17 protein-coding genes are annotated in these 16739 nt (G+C 68.9%); 7 read left to right on the top strand and 10 right to left on the bottom strand.

Annotation, left to right across the window (positions count from 1 at the left end; genetic code table 11):
- Positions 1-129 precede the first annotated feature (129 nt).
- The 3 genes from B1L11_RS03650 to B1L11_RS03640 form a co-directional block, all read right to left on the bottom strand.
- On the bottom strand, positions 130-579 hold the full coding sequence (locus tag B1L11_RS03650; RefSeq protein ID WP_218670885.1) for a DUF427 domain-containing protein: 450 nt from the start codon (positions 577-579) through the stop codon (positions 130-132).
- 162 nt (positions 580-741) lie between these two features.
- On the bottom strand, positions 742-1782 hold the full coding sequence (locus B1L11_RS03645) for a LysR family transcriptional regulator (RefSeq protein WP_143736884.1): 1041 nt from the start codon (positions 1780-1782) through the stop codon (positions 742-744).
- A 140-nt stretch (positions 1783-1922) separates the two neighbouring features.
- On the bottom strand, positions 1923-3449 hold the full coding sequence (locus B1L11_RS03640) for an MFS transporter (RefSeq protein ID WP_143736883.1): 1527 nt from the start codon (positions 3447-3449) through the stop codon (positions 1923-1925).
- A gap of 132 nt (positions 3450-3581) precedes the next feature.
- Between B1L11_RS03640 and B1L11_RS03635 the strand changes: the two genes are divergently transcribed.
- Positions 3582-4316 (top strand): LysR substrate-binding domain-containing protein, encoded by a 735-nt coding sequence (locus B1L11_RS03635; RefSeq protein WP_079313157.1) that lies wholly within the window; start codon positions 3582-3584, stop codon positions 4314-4316.
- 283 nt (positions 4317-4599) lie between these two features.
- On the top strand, positions 4600-6087 hold the full coding sequence (locus B1L11_RS03625) for an aldehyde dehydrogenase (protein WP_079313155.1): 1488 nt from the start codon (positions 4600-4602) through the stop codon (positions 6085-6087).
- 77 nt (positions 6088-6164) lie between these two features.
- Here the strand turns inward: B1L11_RS03625 and B1L11_RS03620 are convergent, their stop codons facing one another.
- Both B1L11_RS03620 and B1L11_RS03615 read right to left on the bottom strand, forming a co-directional pair.
- On the bottom strand, positions 6165-7130 hold the full coding sequence (locus B1L11_RS03620; protein WP_079313154.1) for a carboxylesterase family protein: 966 nt from the start codon (positions 7128-7130) through the stop codon (positions 6165-6167).
- Positions 7046-7564: a carboxylesterase family protein gene (locus B1L11_RS03615; protein ID WP_079313153.1), complete on the bottom strand. Its 519-nt coding sequence runs from the start codon at positions 7562-7564 to the stop codon at positions 7046-7048. The genes B1L11_RS03620 and B1L11_RS03615 overlap by 85 nt, the downstream gene beginning before the upstream one ends.
- Positions 7565-7581: 17 nt before the next feature.
- On the opposite strand from B1L11_RS03615, the gene B1L11_RS03610 reads away from it, so the two are divergent.
- Complete coding sequence (locus tag B1L11_RS03610) at positions 7582-7977, top strand: helix-turn-helix domain-containing protein (protein WP_079313152.1); 396 nt, start codon at positions 7582-7584, stop codon at positions 7975-7977.
- A gap of 29 nt (positions 7978-8006) precedes the next feature.
- Here B1L11_RS03610 and B1L11_RS03605 read toward each other — a convergent pair whose 3' ends face one another.
- From B1L11_RS03605 to B1L11_RS03585, 5 genes are all read right to left on the bottom strand, one after another.
- Positions 8007-8834 (bottom strand): 3-keto-5-aminohexanoate cleavage protein, encoded by an 828-nt coding sequence (locus B1L11_RS03605; RefSeq protein WP_079313151.1) that lies wholly within the window; start codon positions 8832-8834, stop codon positions 8007-8009.
- Positions 8831-9631 carry a cyclase family protein gene (locus B1L11_RS03600; protein ID WP_079313150.1) on the bottom strand — a complete coding sequence of 267 codons (801 nt, stop codon included), beginning with the start codon at positions 9629-9631 and terminating at the stop codon, positions 8831-8833. The genes B1L11_RS03605 and B1L11_RS03600 overlap by 4 nt, the downstream gene beginning before the upstream one ends.
- A gap of 54 nt (positions 9632-9685) precedes the next feature.
- Positions 9686-10984, bottom strand: a complete 1299-nt coding sequence (locus tag B1L11_RS03595) for an MFS transporter (protein WP_079313149.1) — start codon at positions 10982-10984, stop codon at positions 9686-9688.
- Between the two features lie 34 nt (positions 10985-11018).
- The gene (locus B1L11_RS03590) at positions 11019-12062 is read right to left on the bottom strand and encodes an amidohydrolase family protein (protein WP_079313148.1); all 1044 of its coding nucleotides are present in this window, start codon (positions 12060-12062) and stop codon (positions 11019-11021) included.
- Between the two features lie 110 nt (positions 12063-12172).
- On the bottom strand, positions 12173-13114 hold the full coding sequence (locus tag B1L11_RS03585; protein ID WP_218670884.1) for a LysR family transcriptional regulator: 942 nt from the start codon (positions 13112-13114) through the stop codon (positions 12173-12175).
- Between the two features lie 211 nt (positions 13115-13325).
- Here B1L11_RS03585 and B1L11_RS03580 point away from each other — a divergent pair, with 211 nt between their 5' ends.
- Genes B1L11_RS03580 through B1L11_RS03565 form a run of 4 tightly spaced genes read left to right on the top strand, consistent with a single transcriptional unit; the run spans position 13326 to position 16726 of the window.
- Positions 13326-14417: an ABC transporter substrate-binding protein gene (locus tag B1L11_RS03580; protein WP_179154959.1), complete on the top strand. Its 1092-nt coding sequence runs from the start codon at positions 13326-13328 to the stop codon at positions 14415-14417.
- 11 nt (positions 14418-14428) lie between these two features.
- Positions 14429-15202, top strand: coding sequence for an ABC transporter ATP-binding protein (locus B1L11_RS03575; RefSeq protein WP_079313145.1), 774 nt, complete (start codon positions 14429-14431; stop codon positions 15200-15202).
- A complete protein-coding gene (locus B1L11_RS03570; protein ID WP_218670883.1) occupies positions 15199-16029 on the top strand; it encodes an ABC transporter permease in 831 nt (276 codons plus the stop codon). Before B1L11_RS03575 ends, B1L11_RS03570 begins: the two co-directional genes overlap by 4 nt.
- Positions 16030-16051: 22 nt before the next feature.
- Positions 16052-16726, top strand: coding sequence for a VOC family protein (locus B1L11_RS03565; RefSeq protein WP_079313144.1), 675 nt, complete (start codon positions 16052-16054; stop codon positions 16724-16726).
- The last annotated feature ends 13 nt before the right edge of the window (positions 16727-16739 follow it).

Below are 16739 nucleotides of genomic sequence, written 5' to 3'. Positions count from 1 at the left end.
CAAACAGGTCTCGAACCGCTGTGTTACGACAACACGCGGGCCCGTGAGATCCTCAACGCGTTACGAAATCTGCCCTGCGGAAGCTGTGAACTGGGACTGCTTATGCCACCTGCCCGTTCACTTCCAGGGTTACACCCGGCTTCTCGGCCCAGAAGGCGAGCCCCCCCTGATCTGCTCGACCTGCGCGAATGGTTCCGGGTAGGACCAGACGACGTCTTCAACCGGAGCCTCGCCGGTGTCAACCGACCAGTACACCGCATCTCCCTTGTACGGGCAGTGCGACGTCGTCGTCGTCGAACGCAGCAGATCCATCTTCACATCCTCCTGCGGCAGGTAGTACCGCGGTGGGCAGTTCGTCTCGGTGAGTACAAGCGCCCGGGAGGAGGTCGCGACGACCGTGTCATTGACTCGCACCACGACGTGGTCCGACGCGTATGTGAGCTCGATGCGATGTTCCTGTGTATTCATGTGAGTCCCGTCAAACATCTCCGGCGGTGGCCGATGTTCACCGGCCGTGCGTCCACTGATCGCGTATTCCACCGTAACACAAATGCGTCGCCACGCGGCAAAGAATGCCATGCGTATTAGCTGAGTAATTCCAAGCCGAACGGAGAGCTGATTCAGATTCGCATGCACCGGAGAGCCGCCTGAGTGGCCGGCCCGATGAAGTTTCCGATACGGCGCAATGTCAGTTATGTGATCGTCACGCTCACCCAGGGTCCGCCTCAGGTACGGCAGATTTCACGACGTCGCATCGGCTCCCCGGAACATGTCGTCTTCGCGTGGCAGCAGCCAGTCGTACTGTTTGGCGACCAGGCGGGCGCACTCGACGAAGGCTCTGACCTGAGGCGTGTTCTCGACGGCAGGTGCGATCATCATGGCCCAGCTGAACACCGGCACAGGCTGGACGAGCGGGCGGAACACCAGGTCGGCAGGCGGTTCGTTCCAGCGCGTCGTCGGTGTGACGCAGAGCCTCTCGCGCAGCACGTCCGCCGCGCCATGCGAGCCGTAAGTGACGCCCGGCCACCTGCGCACTCGGATGCCCGCCTGCCGGCAGAACTGCGCGACGAACTCGACCCACTCGACGGCCGCCTCTTCGGTGGGCAGCAACAGTTCGAAGTCGGCCAGCCGCGCCACCGGCACGACCTCCAGATCCGCGAGCGGATGATCGGCGGCCATGCCCAGCACGATCGTCTCCCGCCGGATCACCTCGGTTGGAATCTCGATCGGACAGTGAGTGGCCAGCCCGAGCAGCACGTCAAGGCGGCCCTCCTTCAGGGCGACCAGGCCGCGGGTGACACCCTCCTCGATTTGCAACACCGGAATCTGCGGGTGCAGTCGCCGGAAATGGCGCAGCAGAACTGCCCCGGTCTGCAGGCCACTGGAGGAGATGTCGACCCGCAGCGAGCGCTGATACCCGCCGTTGCCGACCCGCTGGGCGGTCGTGAGTGCGTCCTCGGCCGCGGCGATCGACTGCCGCGCGGGGCCGAGCATCGCCTCACCCGCGGAGGTCAGCCGCACGCTGCGGGTGGTGCGCTCGAATAGCTTGACGCCGAGCTGGTGTTCGAGCTGCTGGATGATGCGGCTCAGCGCCTGCTGCGAGACATAAAGCCGCCGGGCGGCGCTGGAGAAGCTCAGGTCCTCCGCAACGGCGACGAAATACCGGAGATGCTTGAGTTCCGGTCCCATGTCAACTGGCAACTTTACCCACAAGGGATGATCGGTGCCACCGACCTTCCCGACGGCCACGGCCGCGTCGGCCCGGGAGTCGGCGCAGGTCACGGGGAGCCGCCGGGTGGACCTGGCCTTCGTCGCGCGGTCGGGGGCGGGCTTGTTCCACGTAGGTGATCAGGGGCAGGGTGCTCACAATGTCACGCGGACATGCTCGGCGCGTCCGCGCGACATCAGCATGGCTCAAATGCCTAATTTTGCTTCTGTTCTTCGGCGGCCGCCTCCGGGGTGTCCATCCGGCCGAGGAGGGTGGCGACCGCGGCGAGCAGTGTGATGACGGTGCCGACGATTGCGCCGACGTGCAGGGCGGGAATGTAGTCGTTCGGGTCGGTTCTGCCGTCAAGCGAGGCGCTCACGCCTGTGGCCACCAGGGCGAGGCCGAGCCCACCGCCGACCTGGAGGGCGGTCTGCTGGATGCCGGCCGCCAGACCCTGCTGTGAGACACCGACCCCGGTCACGCCGCCGATGGCGTAGGTCGGGTAGGCGTTGCCAACGCCGAGACCCAGGCAGATGATCGATGAGGGCAGCAGCACGGTTACGTAGCCGGTGTCGGCGTCGACAAGGGCCAGCATGAGGAATCCGACCGCGACCAGGAACAGGCCGGCGAGGCTGCCGGTGATGCGCATGCCATAGCGGCGGATGAGGGCTGGCGCGATATAGCGGGAAACCAGCGCGGACACCACCGCCGCTGGCAGCAGCGCCAGACCGGTCTTCAGCGGCGAGTAGTGCAAAACCTCCTGCGTGTAGAGGGTGACCACGTAGGAGTAGCCGAACGGGGCGGCCAGCACGGCCAGCGACGAGATGTCGGCGTTGCGGAGGGTCGGCATCCGGAAGATGCCCAGGGGTAGGAGAGGATCGGGGTGCTTGGCCTCGTTGACAACGAACGCGATCAGCAGGACCACGGCGGTGACCGCGGAGGCGATGACCAAAGGCACCGGGACAGTGTGGTCGGCGATCTGCGTGACGGTGAACGCGATGAGCAGTAGACCGGCGGTGCCGAGCACGCCGCCGAGCAGGTCGTAGCTGCGCGAGCGGTCATGGGGCTCGGCGCTGTGGGGGATGGCGCGGACCGCGATGATCAGTGTGGCGGCCACGATCGGGACCTTCACGAAGAAGATCCAGCGCCAGTTGAGCAGGTCGGTGAGGACGCCGCCGAGGATCAGTCCGGCGGAGAATCCGGAGGCGGCGGCCGCGGAGAAGACGCCGAAGGCGCGGTTGCGCTCGTGGCCCTCGGCGAACGTGCCGGCGATGATCGCGACGCTGGAGGGCACGGTGAGAGCGGCGCCGATGCCCTGGACGGCGCGGGCGAGGATGACCACAACCGCGTTCGGCGAGAGCCCGGCGACCAGTGACATGACGCCGAAGATGGTCAGGCCGAAGAGGAAAACGCGGCGGGCGCTCAGCAGGTCGGCGGCGCGGCCACCGAAGAGAAGGAAACCGGCGTAGGTGAGGACGTAGGCGTTGACGGTCCACTGCACGCCGGCCGTGGACAAGTCGAGGCTTCTGCGGATGTCGGGGAGCGCGACCTGAGTGATGGACAGATCCAGGGCGTCGAGCAGGATCGCCGTGGACACCACGAGCAGGACCAACGAGGGGTGTCGGCCGGCTCGCTTCTCGGAAGGAACGCCCCTGACACCGCCGCCGGCCGAGGCCGTGCCCTGGCTCATGACAGCTCCTTGTTCACAATATTCCTCGGTTCCAATTGTCGTCGATTTCAAATCTCGGTTGCTGGAAATTGTGTAGGCGAATGTGAATGGCGGGTGCGGTGCCGTGCAGTCGAGGTGAATTCGGGGCTCCTACGCTAGCGGCATGCTCGACCGAGTGCAGCAATCACATGACACGGTTTCGGAGTGAATGAACAGAGGATCATTGTTATTCGCGGGCACGGCGACGGTAGCGCGCTGGCCGCCGCCGCGGAGGCCCGCAATGCGGCACGCGAGGCCGGGGACACCGTACGAGGGACCGTCAACGTGGGCGCGCTGCCATCGGTTGACCTGGTCGGCCTGCCCTCATTGCTGGGGCGGCTGCACGCCGAACAGCCCGCCGTCACTGTGCGGTTGCGTCTGGCGCCGGCAGGGTCGGCCGGGCTGACGAAGGCACTCCTCGACGGCGAACTCGACGTGGCGTTCCTGTCGTTGCCCCCACGAGTGCCCGCCGGGATCGAGGCGCGCGTTCTGAAGGTCGTGCCGATACAGCTCGCCGTTCCTGCGGATCATCGTCTGGCGGAGCGCGAGCAGGTCGACCTGGCGGAGACAGCGGAGGAAGCGTTCATCGACTGCCCTCCGGGATACGGCAATCGAGACCTGATCGACCGGGAGTTCGCGGCGGCCGGGCTTGAGCGGCACGTCGTGCTGGAGGCCCCGGACGTCGCGATGGCCGCCGAGTTCGTCGGGCATGGCCTCGGCATCGCTTTCCTGCCAGCGTTCGCCGTCCCCGACCACCCCGGCGTGCGCGTGCTGCCCGTCTCCGGACGTCCTATGGCGTGGCCGCTGCACGTCGCGACCCCTCTCACACGCGGTTCCACAGCCGCGGCGAGGGCGTTCATCGGCCTGCTCGACCAGCACCTGCCATCGCCGGACGCATAGATGGTTCCTATGCACGCCATCGGCAGAATTGGCTTCCTTTGCGGTGTTGTGCTGCTCAGGATGAGAGGTGTAAGGGACCGGAAGGTCGTTCTCGCCTGCGATCGGACGCTCGGCATGACGCCGACGAGCCTCTGGCCCCCCCGCCGGACGCTGCCCGGCCAGGCCGGTGCGGCGGCGGAGGACCGCGGAACGCGGTGGCTCGACCACCCCATCTCTCTCCTGGAGCCGCGTGACGTCACGCCCGGCCCCTTCGCCATCCGAACCATCGAGTAAGGAGCACGCCATGACGGCGATGTCCGAAGTCCTGCGGATCCGGTGGTCCTCTCATGACGAGGCGGACCGGTTTACCGTGGACGACCCCGCCACGGGCACACCCATCGTGACCATTCAGGGGGCCGGCGAAAAGGAGGTGAATCAAGCCGTCCAGGCGGCCTACGACGCGCATTTCGCCTGGAAGGCTCGCACACCGCGGGAACGTGGCCGCTGGCTTGCCAAGATCGCCCAGGTGGTACGCGAACACGCCGACGAGATCGCCGCGCTCGAGTCGAGCGACAACGGCAAGCCGCTGTCCCAGGCCCGGGGATTCGATCTGGAAGCCTGCATCGCGATCTTCGAGCTCTTCGCCGGCCTGTGCGAGGCCATGCCGGGTCAGGTCCGCGACGCGGGCGGCACGTTGGACATCACGACCCTGGAGCCGTACGGCGTGGTCGCGGCGATCGTCCCGTTCAACTGGCCCCCCTTGCACACGGCCGGGAAGCTGGCTCCCGCGCTCGCCGCGGGAAACGCGGTCGTGATCAAGCCGCCGGAGCAGGCGCCGCTGTCCGTGATGCGGGTCGTGGAGCTCGCCCAGTCCGTGCTCCCGGACGATGTCGTCCACATCCTGCCCGGCACCGGAAAGGTCGGCGCCCAGCTGGCGGGGCACAAGCTGGTCGGCAAGATCTCCTTCACCGGGGCCCCCGGCACCGGCGCGGCCGTGATCAGAACCGCGGCCGACAACCTCACGCCGACCCTCATGGAGCTCGGCGGCAAGAACCCCTTCGTGATCTTCGAGGACGCGGACCTCGACTCGGCCCTGCCGTGGGCCGTCGAAGGAGGGTTCTTCAACCAGGGCGAGGCGTGCACGGCAGCCTCGCGCGTGCTTGTACACCAGAGCGTCTACGAGGAGGTCGCGCGGCGGTACGCCGAGGCCGTCGCCCGGCTGCGCGTCGGCCCCGGCGCCGACCCCGCGACCCACGTGGGACCACTCGTCACCGACGCGCAGCGACGGCGCGTGCTGGACTACATCGAGATCGGGGTGGCCGAAGGTGCGACGATCGCCGCGCAGGCCGCACTCCCGGCCGACCCGGCACTGGCAGGCGGCTACTACGTCGCGCCGACGCTGTTCACCGGCGTCACCCGGGACATGCGGATCGCCAACGAGGAGATCTTCGGGCCCGTCGTGTGCCTGATCCCCTTCAACGACGAGGACGAGGCGGTCAGCATCGCGAACGGGACCGACTTCGGCCTTGTGGCCGGCGTCTTCACCCGCGACTCCGAACGCGCGCTGAGGGTCAGCCGCGCGATCCGGGCCGGGATGGTGTTCGTCAACAACTACAACCGCGCCTTCACCGGGACCCCATTCGGTGGGGTGGGTCACAGTGGGTACGGCCGCGAGCACGCCCTGGAGACGTTGCACGAGTTCGGCTACAGCAAGAGCCTGCGGCTGCCGTCCGGGATGGGCGAGATCCCCCGCTGGTCCCCGTCGGTAGAGGTCTGCGCACCGCAGACGTGAGCCCCCGCCCCGGGCTCGCACCGCGCGGCGCAGCGCCGGCGCAGGCACAGCGCCGGGGACGCGGCGCCCGGCCCGGCTCACCTGTCGCGCAGGCGGGCGTAGTGCTCGGAGAGGACGGCGATGCGGGCGGCGTCGGGTGGCGGGCCCTGCGTGATGCGGGCGGCGAAGCGGAGCACGGCCGGGTGATCGGGGTCGAACGGCTCCCAGAACGGCCGCCCGCCGCCGTTCGGCTCGCCGCCGTTCGGCTCGCCGCCGTTCGGGTCGCCGCCGTTCGGGTCGCCGCCGTTCAAATCGGTGCCGTTCGGGTCGCCGGTCGCGGCGAACGCCGTCCAGTAGCCGGACAGCGTCGCCGACAGCTCCCGGTCGACCGGCCGCCAGTCCCAGTCGCGGGCGTCCAGCGTGCCGAATGTGTACGGGATCTCGCAGGCGTGGAACGCGCCGGGCGAGCCCTCGGCGTACCCGGCGGGCACCGGCGGCTCGTGCTCCCAGCGGTACAGCCACGTCGCCGCGCCGGTGCGGGCGTGCAGACGCGCCCAGGTGCGGTTCTGCCAGGTGAAGATCCGGTCGCTGTTGGCCGTCACGCTGGCGGCGGACGCCTCCTCGTCCGTCTCCGCTGGGTACAGCGACAGGAACCGCCCGGCCAGGTCGCAGTACTCCCGCTCGGCGTCCGCGCGGTGGGCGGCGACGTCGGCGAGCCCCGGCATGGCGGCCGCCTCGCCGGCGGCGTTGCCGGTGAGGAGCGGGACGCGTGCCTGCTCACCCGCCGAGAACACCTCGTAGGGGCTGCGCGGCAGGACGTGGCCGTCCACGATGGGCCAGGAGGTGTCGGTCACCGCGGCCCACGGGCACGGGCAGGAAGGCCATGCGGAACGGCCGCTCGGCCGGGAGGTGCGCAGCAGCCAGTTCGGCCGGGCGAGCGCGCGCAACTCCTCCAGCGAGCGGACCCCGAGCAGGCCGGTCAGGCGCACGCCGCTGCGTTCCGCCGCGGGGAGGTCCTGCAGGAGGTCGTTGATCCCGACGCTGTCCGCGGCCGGCCCGAACAACCCGCCGCTGTGCCGAGGCGGTGGTTGACCGTGACGACAACGGTGCCGGCGCGGGCGAGCGCCTGACCGTCGTAGTCGGAGAAGGGACCGGCGCCCGCGGACCCGGAGCCGTACAGGAAGGTGCCGATGTGGAACCAGACGATGACGGGACGCGGTTCCTCCGGCTCGGCCGGGCTCCACACGTTGAGGTAGAGGCAGTCCTCGCTCTGCGCCCGCTCGCCCGGGAAGTACAGCGAGGAGGGCGGGACGCGCGGCTGCGGCGCGACGGGTCCGTACACGGTGGCCGGGCGCACGCCCTCCCAGAACGCGGGAGGCCGGGGCGTCCTCCAGCGCAGCGGCCCAATGGGCGGCGCGGCGTACGGCACGCCCTTGAAGACGCGGACGGCGCCGTCGGCGCTCAGCGCGCCCTCCAGCCGACCCTGCGCGACGCACACCCGCGTGAGCGCGGCAGGTGACCACCCCGGCGGCGCACTCCTCCCCCGGAGACCTCTTCGACCCGGCCTGCCCCACGCGGCAGGTGCTCGACCGCATCGGCGGCAAGTGGGAGTCGATGCTCATCAAGGTGCTCGCCGACGCCGAGCCCAGCGAGGTCGGCTTCGCCGAGCTGCGCAGGCGCATCACCGGCATCTCGCAGAAGATGCTGTCGCAGACGCTGCGGTCATTGGAGCGCGACGGGCTGGTGCGGCGCCGGGTCGAGCCGACCGTGCCCCCGGCCGTCCACTACTCGCTGACGCCTCTCGGGCGCTCGCTCGACGGGCCGCTCGCCGAGGTCCGCGCCTGGGCCGAGCGACACATCCCCGCCGTCGTCGCGGCGCGGGCCGCGTACGACGCGAACCCACCCTCCTGACGCCTCACCACCGAGATTCCGGTGCGACGTCAGGTGGCCCGTGCTGCGGGGAGGTCGAGGAGGCGTTCCGTCTGCTCGACGGTGGCGATCTCCAGGTCGAGGTCGCGGGCGAGCCGGACGGTCCGCTCGACGAGCGGCAGGTTGCCCGGGCTGAGCTCACCTTTGCGGAGGTACAGTGCGTCCTCCAGCCCGGCGCGGGCGTTGCCGCCGAGAGCGAGGGCCATCGCCGTGAGCCGCAGGTTGGCCCTCCCGATGGCGATGACCTGCCACACCGATCCTTCTGGCAGGCGGCCGACCATCGTGAGCAGATTCTCCGGTGTCGCCGCCATGCCTCCCGAGACGCCGAGCACGATGGAGAACTGCAACGGCTCGTCGCCGAGCAGTCCTTCGTCGCGCAGTCGCGTGCAGGCCTCGAGGTGTCCGGTGTCGTAGATCTCGAGCTCGGGTTTCACGCCCAGGTCACGCATGCGTGCGGCCAGGCGCCGGACCTCGGCGGGCGGATTGCGGAACTCCCCCGTCCCGAAGGTCATGCTGCACGGGTTGAGCGTCGCCATCCGGGGGCGCAGCTCGACCAACGCCGCTCGCTCCTCGTACGGCACGTCCAGTCCGACACCGGTGGAGAGCTGGACCAGGATCGGGCAGCGTTCGGCGATGAGGTCCATCGTGCGCCGCGCGATCGACAGGTCGGCGGTGGGGCGGTCATCGGCGTCGCGTAGGTGGATGTGCGCAACCGAGGCACCTGCGGCGTACGCCTCGGCGACCGCGTCGGCGATCTCCTCCGGCTGCGTGGGCAGGTGAGGATTGTCGCTCTTCGAGGCGATCGGGCCGGTCGGGGCCACGGTGATCACGACGCTCATCGGCCCGCTCCCGTCTCGCTGTGGTCGTCATCGAGGATCGCCACCGCTCGTGTCCAGCCCGCGGACGCGGCATGGACCTTCACCGGGAAGCAGGCGATCTGGAACCCGTCGGCGGGGAGCTGTTCCAGCGCGTGCAACTTCTCCAGATGGCAGTAACCGATGTCGCGGCCGGCACGATGACCCTCCCAGATGACGGAGGGATCGCGTTCACGGGCGTACCGGCGCGCGGTGTGCGCGAAGGGCGCGTCCCAGCTCCACGCGTCCGTGCCCGTCAGCCGTACTCCGCGTTCCAGGAGATACAGCGTGGCGTCGCGGCCCATGCCACAACCCGTGGTCACGTAGTCGTCGTGCCCGTAGCGGGTCCCCGCGGCGGTGTTGACGACGACGATCTCCAGCGGTCGCAGTTCGTGGCCGATCCGCTTCAGCTCGGCCGCGACGTCGCCCGCTGTGGCGACGTAGCCGTCCGGCATGTGCCGGAAGTCGAGCTTCACCGCCGGCTGCAGGCACCACTCCAGCGGCACCTCGTCGATCGTGATCGCTCGTGCACCGCCGTCCATCACGGACGAGAAGTGGTACGGGGCGTCGAGGTGCGTGCCGTTGTGCGTGTTGATCCTGACTCGCTCGATGGCCCAGCCTTCACGATCGGGCAGGTCGTCCACAGTGGATCCGGGGAAGAACGCGATCACTTCCTCTGCCGTGTCGGCGTGGCTGTAGTAGTCGATCTCGGGTAGGTAACCGGGCGGGTCGGACGCGATCCCTGAGCGCAACGGCACCGATATGTCGACGATTCTGCGCACGGACGTTTGCCTCCTTCAGCGGCGAGCGGCGCGGCCGCTCCTCCTGGTTTTCCTTCATCGGGCGAGCGCGGTGCGGCCGGTCTCCCTGGTAAACCCCAGCACGAGCAGGCCGAGGAGGGCGCACACCGCTCCCCACAGCCCCGGCGCGGCCTCCCAGCCGATCCAGGCCGTGAGCCTGCTGCAGATGTACGGTCCGAAGCCCGCGGCCACGATGGTCCCGAGATTGAAGCCGATGGACGTCGCCGTGTAGCGCATGCGGGCGGGGAAAAGCTCGGCGAAGGTCGTGTAGACCGCCGCCGAGACGAACGGTTCGACTGCGGCGAACACCAGCACCATCGGCGCGATGAGCCACAGGCGTGACGTGGCGTCCACGACGAGGAACAGCGGCACCGACAGGACCAAGAAGGCGGCGAAGCCGATTCTCATGATCGGCCGTCGGCCCTTCCGGTCGCTGGCCTGACCCATGAGGGGAAACAGCACGGCGGTGGACAGCAGCAGCACGCCGAGCAGTCCGTAAACGGCGATCGGGTCCATGCCCTTGACCTGCACGAGATGGATGCCCAGATAGAGCTTGACGAGGAAGCCCGGGCCGAGTGTGGCGACGGTGAGGGCGGCGACGCGCGACACGTCGCCCAGGTGGCCGCGTATGACGTCGCGCACCGGAGTGCGGGTGACGGCCGCGTTCGCAACGATCGCGGCGAACTCCGGCGAATCCTCCAGCCGCAGTCGCAGGAACAGGCAAACAATCGTGAGCGGCAGGCACAGCAGGAACGGCAGCCGCCAGCCCCACGCGCTCATCTGCTCCGCGCTGAGGGATGCGCTGGTCGCCGCGACGACGAGCGAGGCCGTGCCGAAGCCGAGCCCGATGCCGAGCGCGGGCAGCGAGCCGAGCGCACCCCGGCGGTGGGCCGGCGCCATCTCGACGATGTAGGTCTGGGCGCCGGTGAACTCCCCGCCCGCCGACAGGCCTTGCAGCAGCCGTAACGCCAGCAGCAGCGCGGGTGCCAGCAACCCGGCACGGTTGTAGGTGGGCAGCAGTCCGATCAGCGTCGACGCTCCACCCATCAGGAAGATCGTGGACATCAGCACAGTGCGGCGGCCGATCCGGTCACCCAGCACGCCGAACAGGATGCCGCCGAGCGGCCGGGCGAGATAGCCGCCGCCGAACACGGCCAGCGCGGACAGCGTCGACGCGGCGGGATCGCTCGACGGGAAGAACAGCGGTGCGAACACCACGGCGAGGAAGCCGTAAATCGTGAACTCGTAGAACTCGACGGCACTGCCGACCGTGCTGGCGACGGCACTACGTCGCAGGACGATCGACCTGGCGACAGCGGGAGAGATGGCGGTCATGGGGGGTACTCCCTCCTGCGGCTAACGCGCGGGGTCAGGTGATCTGAGGTGCGAGCACTTCCGGGAACAGGCCGAGCCGCTCGGCGTTCCCGCCCATTACCGCGGCGGCCTCATCAGGGCCGAGGGCGGTGCGGGCGCGGGCCACGGGGTCGGTGACGCCCATGTCGAACGGGAAGTCGGAGCCGAGCACCACGCGCTCACTGCCGACGGTCTCGACGAGCCTGCGCAGCGCGTCCGGAGTGTGGACGAGCGAGTCGAACCACAGGCGCCGCAGGTACGAACTCGGCTCCTCGGCGCAGCTTCGGGCGTCAGAGCGATGCCGCCACGCGTGGTCGGCACGGCCGATGAACGCAGGCAGGTAGCCCCCGCCGTGCGCGGCGATCAGCCGGAGATCCGGGAAACGGTCCAGGACACCGCCGAAGATGAGGTGAGAGAGGGCCACCGCGTGCTCGACAGGCTGACCGACCGTGTTCGCCAGGTACCAGCGGTCGAGGCGCTCGTCGAGCGTGCACCCCCACGGGTGCAGCAGGAACACGGCCCCCAGCTCCACACCCCGCTGCCACAGGGCGTCCAGCCGCCGGTCGGACAGTTCGACGGGAACACCACCGGGGGCATGCGAGGAGAGCTCCACGCCCTTCAGGCCGTGGACGAGCACGGCGTCTTCCAGCGCGGCGACCGCGAGGTCCGGATGTTGCAGCGGCACCACGCCGAGCCCCGCCAGCCGGTCAGGCCGCTGGGCACAGTGAGCCGCGACACCGGCGTTCGTCGCCGCAGCGATCTCGGCGGCGAGCCCTCGATCGGCCCAGTTGTGGTACTGCGTCGGCACGATCGAGACGATCTGGGCCTGCACCCCGGCAGCATCCATGGCCGCGACGCGCTCGGTCACATCGGTGAGCAGCGGCCGGAGCAGCGCCGCCTGCTCGGCGTTGATCGCGGCGGACTCCGTACCCGCCCGGCGCAGCTCGAGCCGGCCGTTGACCCGGTATCCCGGCTGCCCGGCAACGAGTTCCTCGACCGCGTCGAGCCAGACGTGCGCGTGCACGTCCAACGCGGGCGGCGACGGCGCCGGACGATCCATGAGCGGGCCTCCAGAGGTGGTGAGGGACGATTGATCGAGGTGTCATCGATTTTTCGTCCGCCAACCACACAAAGGAAGCTAATCCTGCCTATGACAGGAATAGGTAAAACCTATGCGGCGGGCTGGAGTTCCGAGATGCAACGGCGCAGCCAGGCGTGGCCGGGATCGTCATCGTGCAGGGGATGCCACCAGAACGCCTCGACCAACGGCATCGCCTCGAAGGGACACTCCAGGATCCGGAACTCCGGACCCGACGCGACCAGCGCCGCGACGCGCTCCTGCAGCAGAGCCACAGCGTCCGAACCGCGGACGAGGTGAGGCAGCGCCAGGAACGACTCCGCGACCGCGCACACCCGTGGACTCACCCCGAGCAGTTCCATCTGCCGCCACGCGGGTGCCCGCACCAGCGGGTCGCTGAACGTAGCCACCCACGGCAGCTTTTGAAGATCCGACATGCTGAGCCGCTCGCCCACCCGCGAGTTGGCCGCGGAGACCACGCACACCCATCGGTCGGCGTACAGGTCGATGTTGCGGGGCAGGTCAAGGTAGCCGTGCGGCATGAGCACCCCGTCGATCGTGTGGTAGAACTCCTCCTTCCGACTGATCGACTCCGGCGTCACCGGGATGAACCGGACGCGTGCGCCCGGAGCCTCCCGGGAGATCCGGGCGACCAGCGGACCGCCGAGGATGCTGATGCCGTGATCGGACGACACGACGGTGAACTCGCGCCGGGTCTGGCGCGGGTCGAATTCCGCCTCGGCACCGAACACCCGCTCGACGGCGGCAACGGCGATGGTCGTGAGAGGCCGCAGCTGCTCGGCGAAACGTGTCAGCGCGTAGTGGTTGCCGGAGCGCGTCAGCAACTCGTCGCCGAAGTGCCGGCGTAGGCGCGCGAGCGAGCCGGACAGCGTCGGCTGGCTGCGACCGAGGCGGGCTGCGGCCCCGGTGACGCTGCGTTCAGTAAGCAAGGCGTGCAGGGCGTGCAGTTGCGGAAGATCAAGCCCGGACAGGCGCAGCTCGGCCACGCGCTCCCGTTCCGGCCCCTCGTTCACCACCTGACACCTCTCCCTATACCGCGGGGCCTCTGCAGCCGTGAGGACGGGCAGGGTCCTCCCGACTCATAGCTTTCTTCAATGTTAGCCATCGGAAGGATTGGCTTCCTTCGATACGTGAGCCCGCCAACAATCGATGCAATCCTCGCGGCCGTCGCGACCCGCTCCGCGTATACGCCGACGCAGGCCACCTCGAGAAAGACGCTCCCCCATGAAGACAACCCTGCGCTTGCGCACGCTCGCCGCCGCTCTCACAGTGATCGTCAGCGCCGCACTGACCTCGTGCGGCGCCGACTCGGACTCCGCGGGTCTGAAGAAGGTCACCATCGCCTTCGGCAACCCGGCGTTCAGCCTGACGGTCGTCGAAGCCTACCTGCCGCTCGCCCGGCAGTGGTGGCGCAAAGAAGGCTACGACGTCACGCTGGTGCCCAACCAGGGGACGCAGGCCGCCACGCAAGTCCTCATCGGCGGCCGCGCCCAGTTCGTGATCGGGAACACCGCTCCCGGCCTGGCCGCGGCGGCGCGTGGGGACGCGGACATCCAGGTGGTCTCTGCGACCGCCAACAACCAGTGGAGCCTGGTGACGCCGAAGGACAGCGGGATAACCCAGCCGGCCCAGCTCAAGGGTAAGAAGATCGGCGTCGCAGTCGCCGGGAGCGGCGGGGCCGTCTACCTCGACCAGTTGCTCCGGGACGCGGGGCTGGACCCGAACAAGGACGTCGAGCAGATCGTCGTCGGTTTCGGCGCCGCCGCCTACGAGGCGTTGAGCAGTGGCCGGGTGCAGGCGTTCTTCAGCTTCGCCGCCGACCTGGACAACCAGATCGCGCAGGGCGCCGAGTACACCTTCATGTACGACGAGCAGTGGCGGAAGTTTCCCGACTACGGCCTGTTGACCACCAAGCAGGTCGCGGACGGCGACCCGAAGATGGTCGAGGCCATCGCCCGGGGAGTGGCGAAGTCGATGGCGTTCCTCCAGGCGTCTCCGGAATGCGCCGCCAAGATCTTCCGGACCGACTACGCGGGCTCGGGCGCCGGCGGCCTCACTCCGGACCAGGAGAAGACCGCGATGACGCTTTCGCTGAAGGACCGAGAGCTCACCTTCCAGGCGAACGGTGGGCATGACTGGGGAGCCGTCCCGGCCGAGGGCCTGACCGCCATGCAGGCCTTCCTGCAGCGGACTGGGCAGCTCACGACGCCCGTCCCCACCGAGCGGCTGCTGCCCGCGATCGACGGGCTCACCGCCAAGGCCAACGATTTCGACCACGACGCGCTGCGGGCCGAAGCCACGGCGTGTGGGTTGTGACGGGAGTTGCCATGACACATCACCTCATCGAGATCGACTCGGTGTCGAAGACCTTCGTCACCCGGCAGGGCGCCGAGGTGACGGCGCTGGAGGACATCGGCGTCCGGATCGACCGTTCCGAGTTCGTCGTCATCGTCGGACCCAGCGGATGCGGGAAGAGCACCCTGCTCCGCCTGGTCTCGGGCGTGCTCGGCGCGTCCTCCGGCACCGTACGGCTGGACGGCACGCCCGTGATCGGTCCCCGGTCCGACATCGGCATGGTGTTCCAGCGCCCCGCCCTCCTGCCCTGGAGGACAGTGTTGAGCAACGCCATGCTGGCCGCCGACCTGACACCCATGTCCCGTGCCGAGGCGCGGGTGAGAGCCGAGCACTTCCTCGGCCTCGTCGGTCTCTCGGACTTCGCCGGCAGTTACCCGAACGAACTGTCCGGCGGCATGCAGCAGCGGGTCGGGATCGCACGGGCGCTCGTACACGATCCGAAAGTGCTGTTGATGGACGAGCCGTTCGGCGCCCTGGACGCGCTGACACGCGACCACATGAGCCTCGAGCTCCAGCGCATCTGGATGGAGGACGAGAAGACGGTCCTGTTCATCACACACAGCATCCCGGAGGCGGTGTTTCTCGCCGACCGCGTGCTGGTGATGCGCGCCCGCCCCGGCCGCATCGTCGACGAGATCACCGTGGACCTGCCTCGCCCTCGCACGCTGCGCATGCTCAACTCCGAGAGCTTCGGCGAGTACGTGGCCGCCGTCCGCAAGCACTTCGAGAACGAGGAGGCCGCGTGAGCACCCGGGAAATGGCCCGCCCCGCAGCCAGGAAGGCCGCGGCCTCCCCCAAAGGCCAAGCCCACCGCCGTTTCGGCATCGATCGCTGGCACCTGATCGGCCTGCTCGTCTTCGCGGCCCTCATCGCCGGCTGGCAGTACCTGTTCCCCCTTCTCGGCGTGAACCGAGCGCTGGTGCCTCTGCCGTTCGACGTCGCGGACGCGCTCTGGACCGGGCTCGCGTCCGGCGACTACCTGCCCGACATCTGGGAGACCGTCAAGGAGGTCCTGCTCGGCTTCCTGCTCGGCGGCCTCGTCGGCATCGGCCTGGGCACGGTCGTCGGCGAGTTCCGGGCGGTCGACCGAATCATCTCGCCGTACGTCGTGGCGTTGCAGGCGGTTCCCAAGGTCGCCGTCGCCCCGCTCTTCGCCGTGGTCCTGGGGTACGGCCTGACGTCCAAGACGGTGCTCGTCGCGCTGATCACGTTCTTCCCCGTCTTCGTCAACACGCTCTCCGGTCTCAAGGGCTCGCCGGCGGACCAACTGGAGCTGATGAAGGTTTACGGCGCCGGACGATGGAAGACCTTCCGGCACGTCAAGGCGCGCAACGCGCTCGTCTTCGTGTTCGCCGGGCTCAACATCGGGGTGACGCTCAGCGTGATCGGCGCCGTCGTCGCCGAGTTCGTCGGCGCGCAACGGGGCCTGGGGGCGGCCATCCTCCGTGACGGCTACCGCCTGGACTCCGCCCGCGTCTTCGCCTCCATCGTCCTGCTGTCACTGCTGACCGGGATTTTGAGCTACCTCGTCCAGCTCATAGGGCGCAAGACCGTCTTCTGGATCTCCCACTGAACAACTGAAGGCAGGACAGATCATGCTGCATATCGACCACATCTCTCTCGGCACGCAGAACGTGTACGAGGGCGCCCACAGGCTCTGCCAGGAGACCGGCTTCGGTCAGTACGAGGGTGGATGGTTTCCCCACGCCGGCATCGCCAACCGCATCGTGCCTCTCGGCAATGACCAGTACATCGAGGTGGAGGGCGTGGTCCACCCTCATGCCATCGCGAGCAACCCGATCGCCAGGTGGTTCTATGAGGAATGCGTCGCCGGAGACGTCTTCCTCGGCTGGTGTCTGCGCGTCGACACACGGGAGGAGCTCGAAGAGATCTCCAGGCGGCTGAACACGGAGATCGTCGACTTCGGCCTGCGCGTCCGCAAGGACGGCAAGATCACCGCGCCTGCCCGCGTGCCCGAGAGCGTATGGTGCTGGCAACGCGGCATCCCGAACGTGTTCCACTTCGAGGACATGAACGAGCACGCCGCCCGCCAGCCATGCGATCCGCCTGGTACGGTCACGCCCGCCGGGATCACCTGGCTGGAGGTCGGCGGCACCGCGCAGGACCTGCGCGACTACCTCGGGGAAGAGGTCGACGCTCTCCCGTTGCGCTTCAACGGCGACCGGCCGGGCCTCTACGCCATGGGTATCGCCACACCTGACGGCGATGTCGAGATCCGGCGTACCGCCGTCTCCCGGTTCCGCGGCTGATCATCCGATGTCC

The organism is Microbispora sp. GKU 823, from assembly GCF_002027145.1.
GTDB classification, from domain to species: domain Bacteria; phylum Actinomycetota; class Actinomycetes; order Streptosporangiales; family Streptosporangiaceae; genus Microbispora; species Microbispora siamensis.
This window is presented reverse-complemented; position numbering and strand designations above follow the sequence as displayed.

Bases quoted from the DNA above. Each gene is read 5' to 3' on its own strand.
- B1L11_RS03650 (WP_218670885.1), bottom strand. From the start codon at position 579: ATGGCATTCTTTGCCGCGTGGCGACGCATTTGTGTTACGGTGGAATAC.
- B1L11_RS03625 (WP_079313155.1), top strand. From the start codon at position 4,600: ATGACGGCGATGTCCGAAGTCCTGCGGATCCGGTGGTCCTCTCATGAC.
- B1L11_RS03605 (WP_079313151.1), bottom strand. From the start codon at position 8,834: ATGAGCGTCGTGATCACCGTGGCCCCGACCGGCCCGATCGCCTCGAAG.
- B1L11_RS03595 (WP_079313149.1), bottom strand. From the start codon at position 10,984: ATGACCGCCATCTCTCCCGCTGTCGCCAGGTCGATCGTCCTGCGACGT.
- B1L11_RS03590 (WP_079313148.1), bottom strand. From the start codon at position 12,062: ATGGATCGTCCGGCGCCGTCGCCGCCCGCGTTGGACGTGCACGCGCAC.
- B1L11_RS03580 (WP_179154959.1), top strand. From the start codon at position 13,326: ATGAAGACAACCCTGCGCTTGCGCACGCTCGCCGCCGCTCTCACAGTG.
- B1L11_RS03575 (WP_079313145.1), top strand. From the start codon at position 14,429: ATGACACATCACCTCATCGAGATCGACTCGGTGTCGAAGACCTTCGTC.
- B1L11_RS03565 (WP_079313144.1), top strand. From the start codon at position 16,052: ATGCTGCATATCGACCACATCTCTCTCGGCACGCAGAACGTGTACGAG.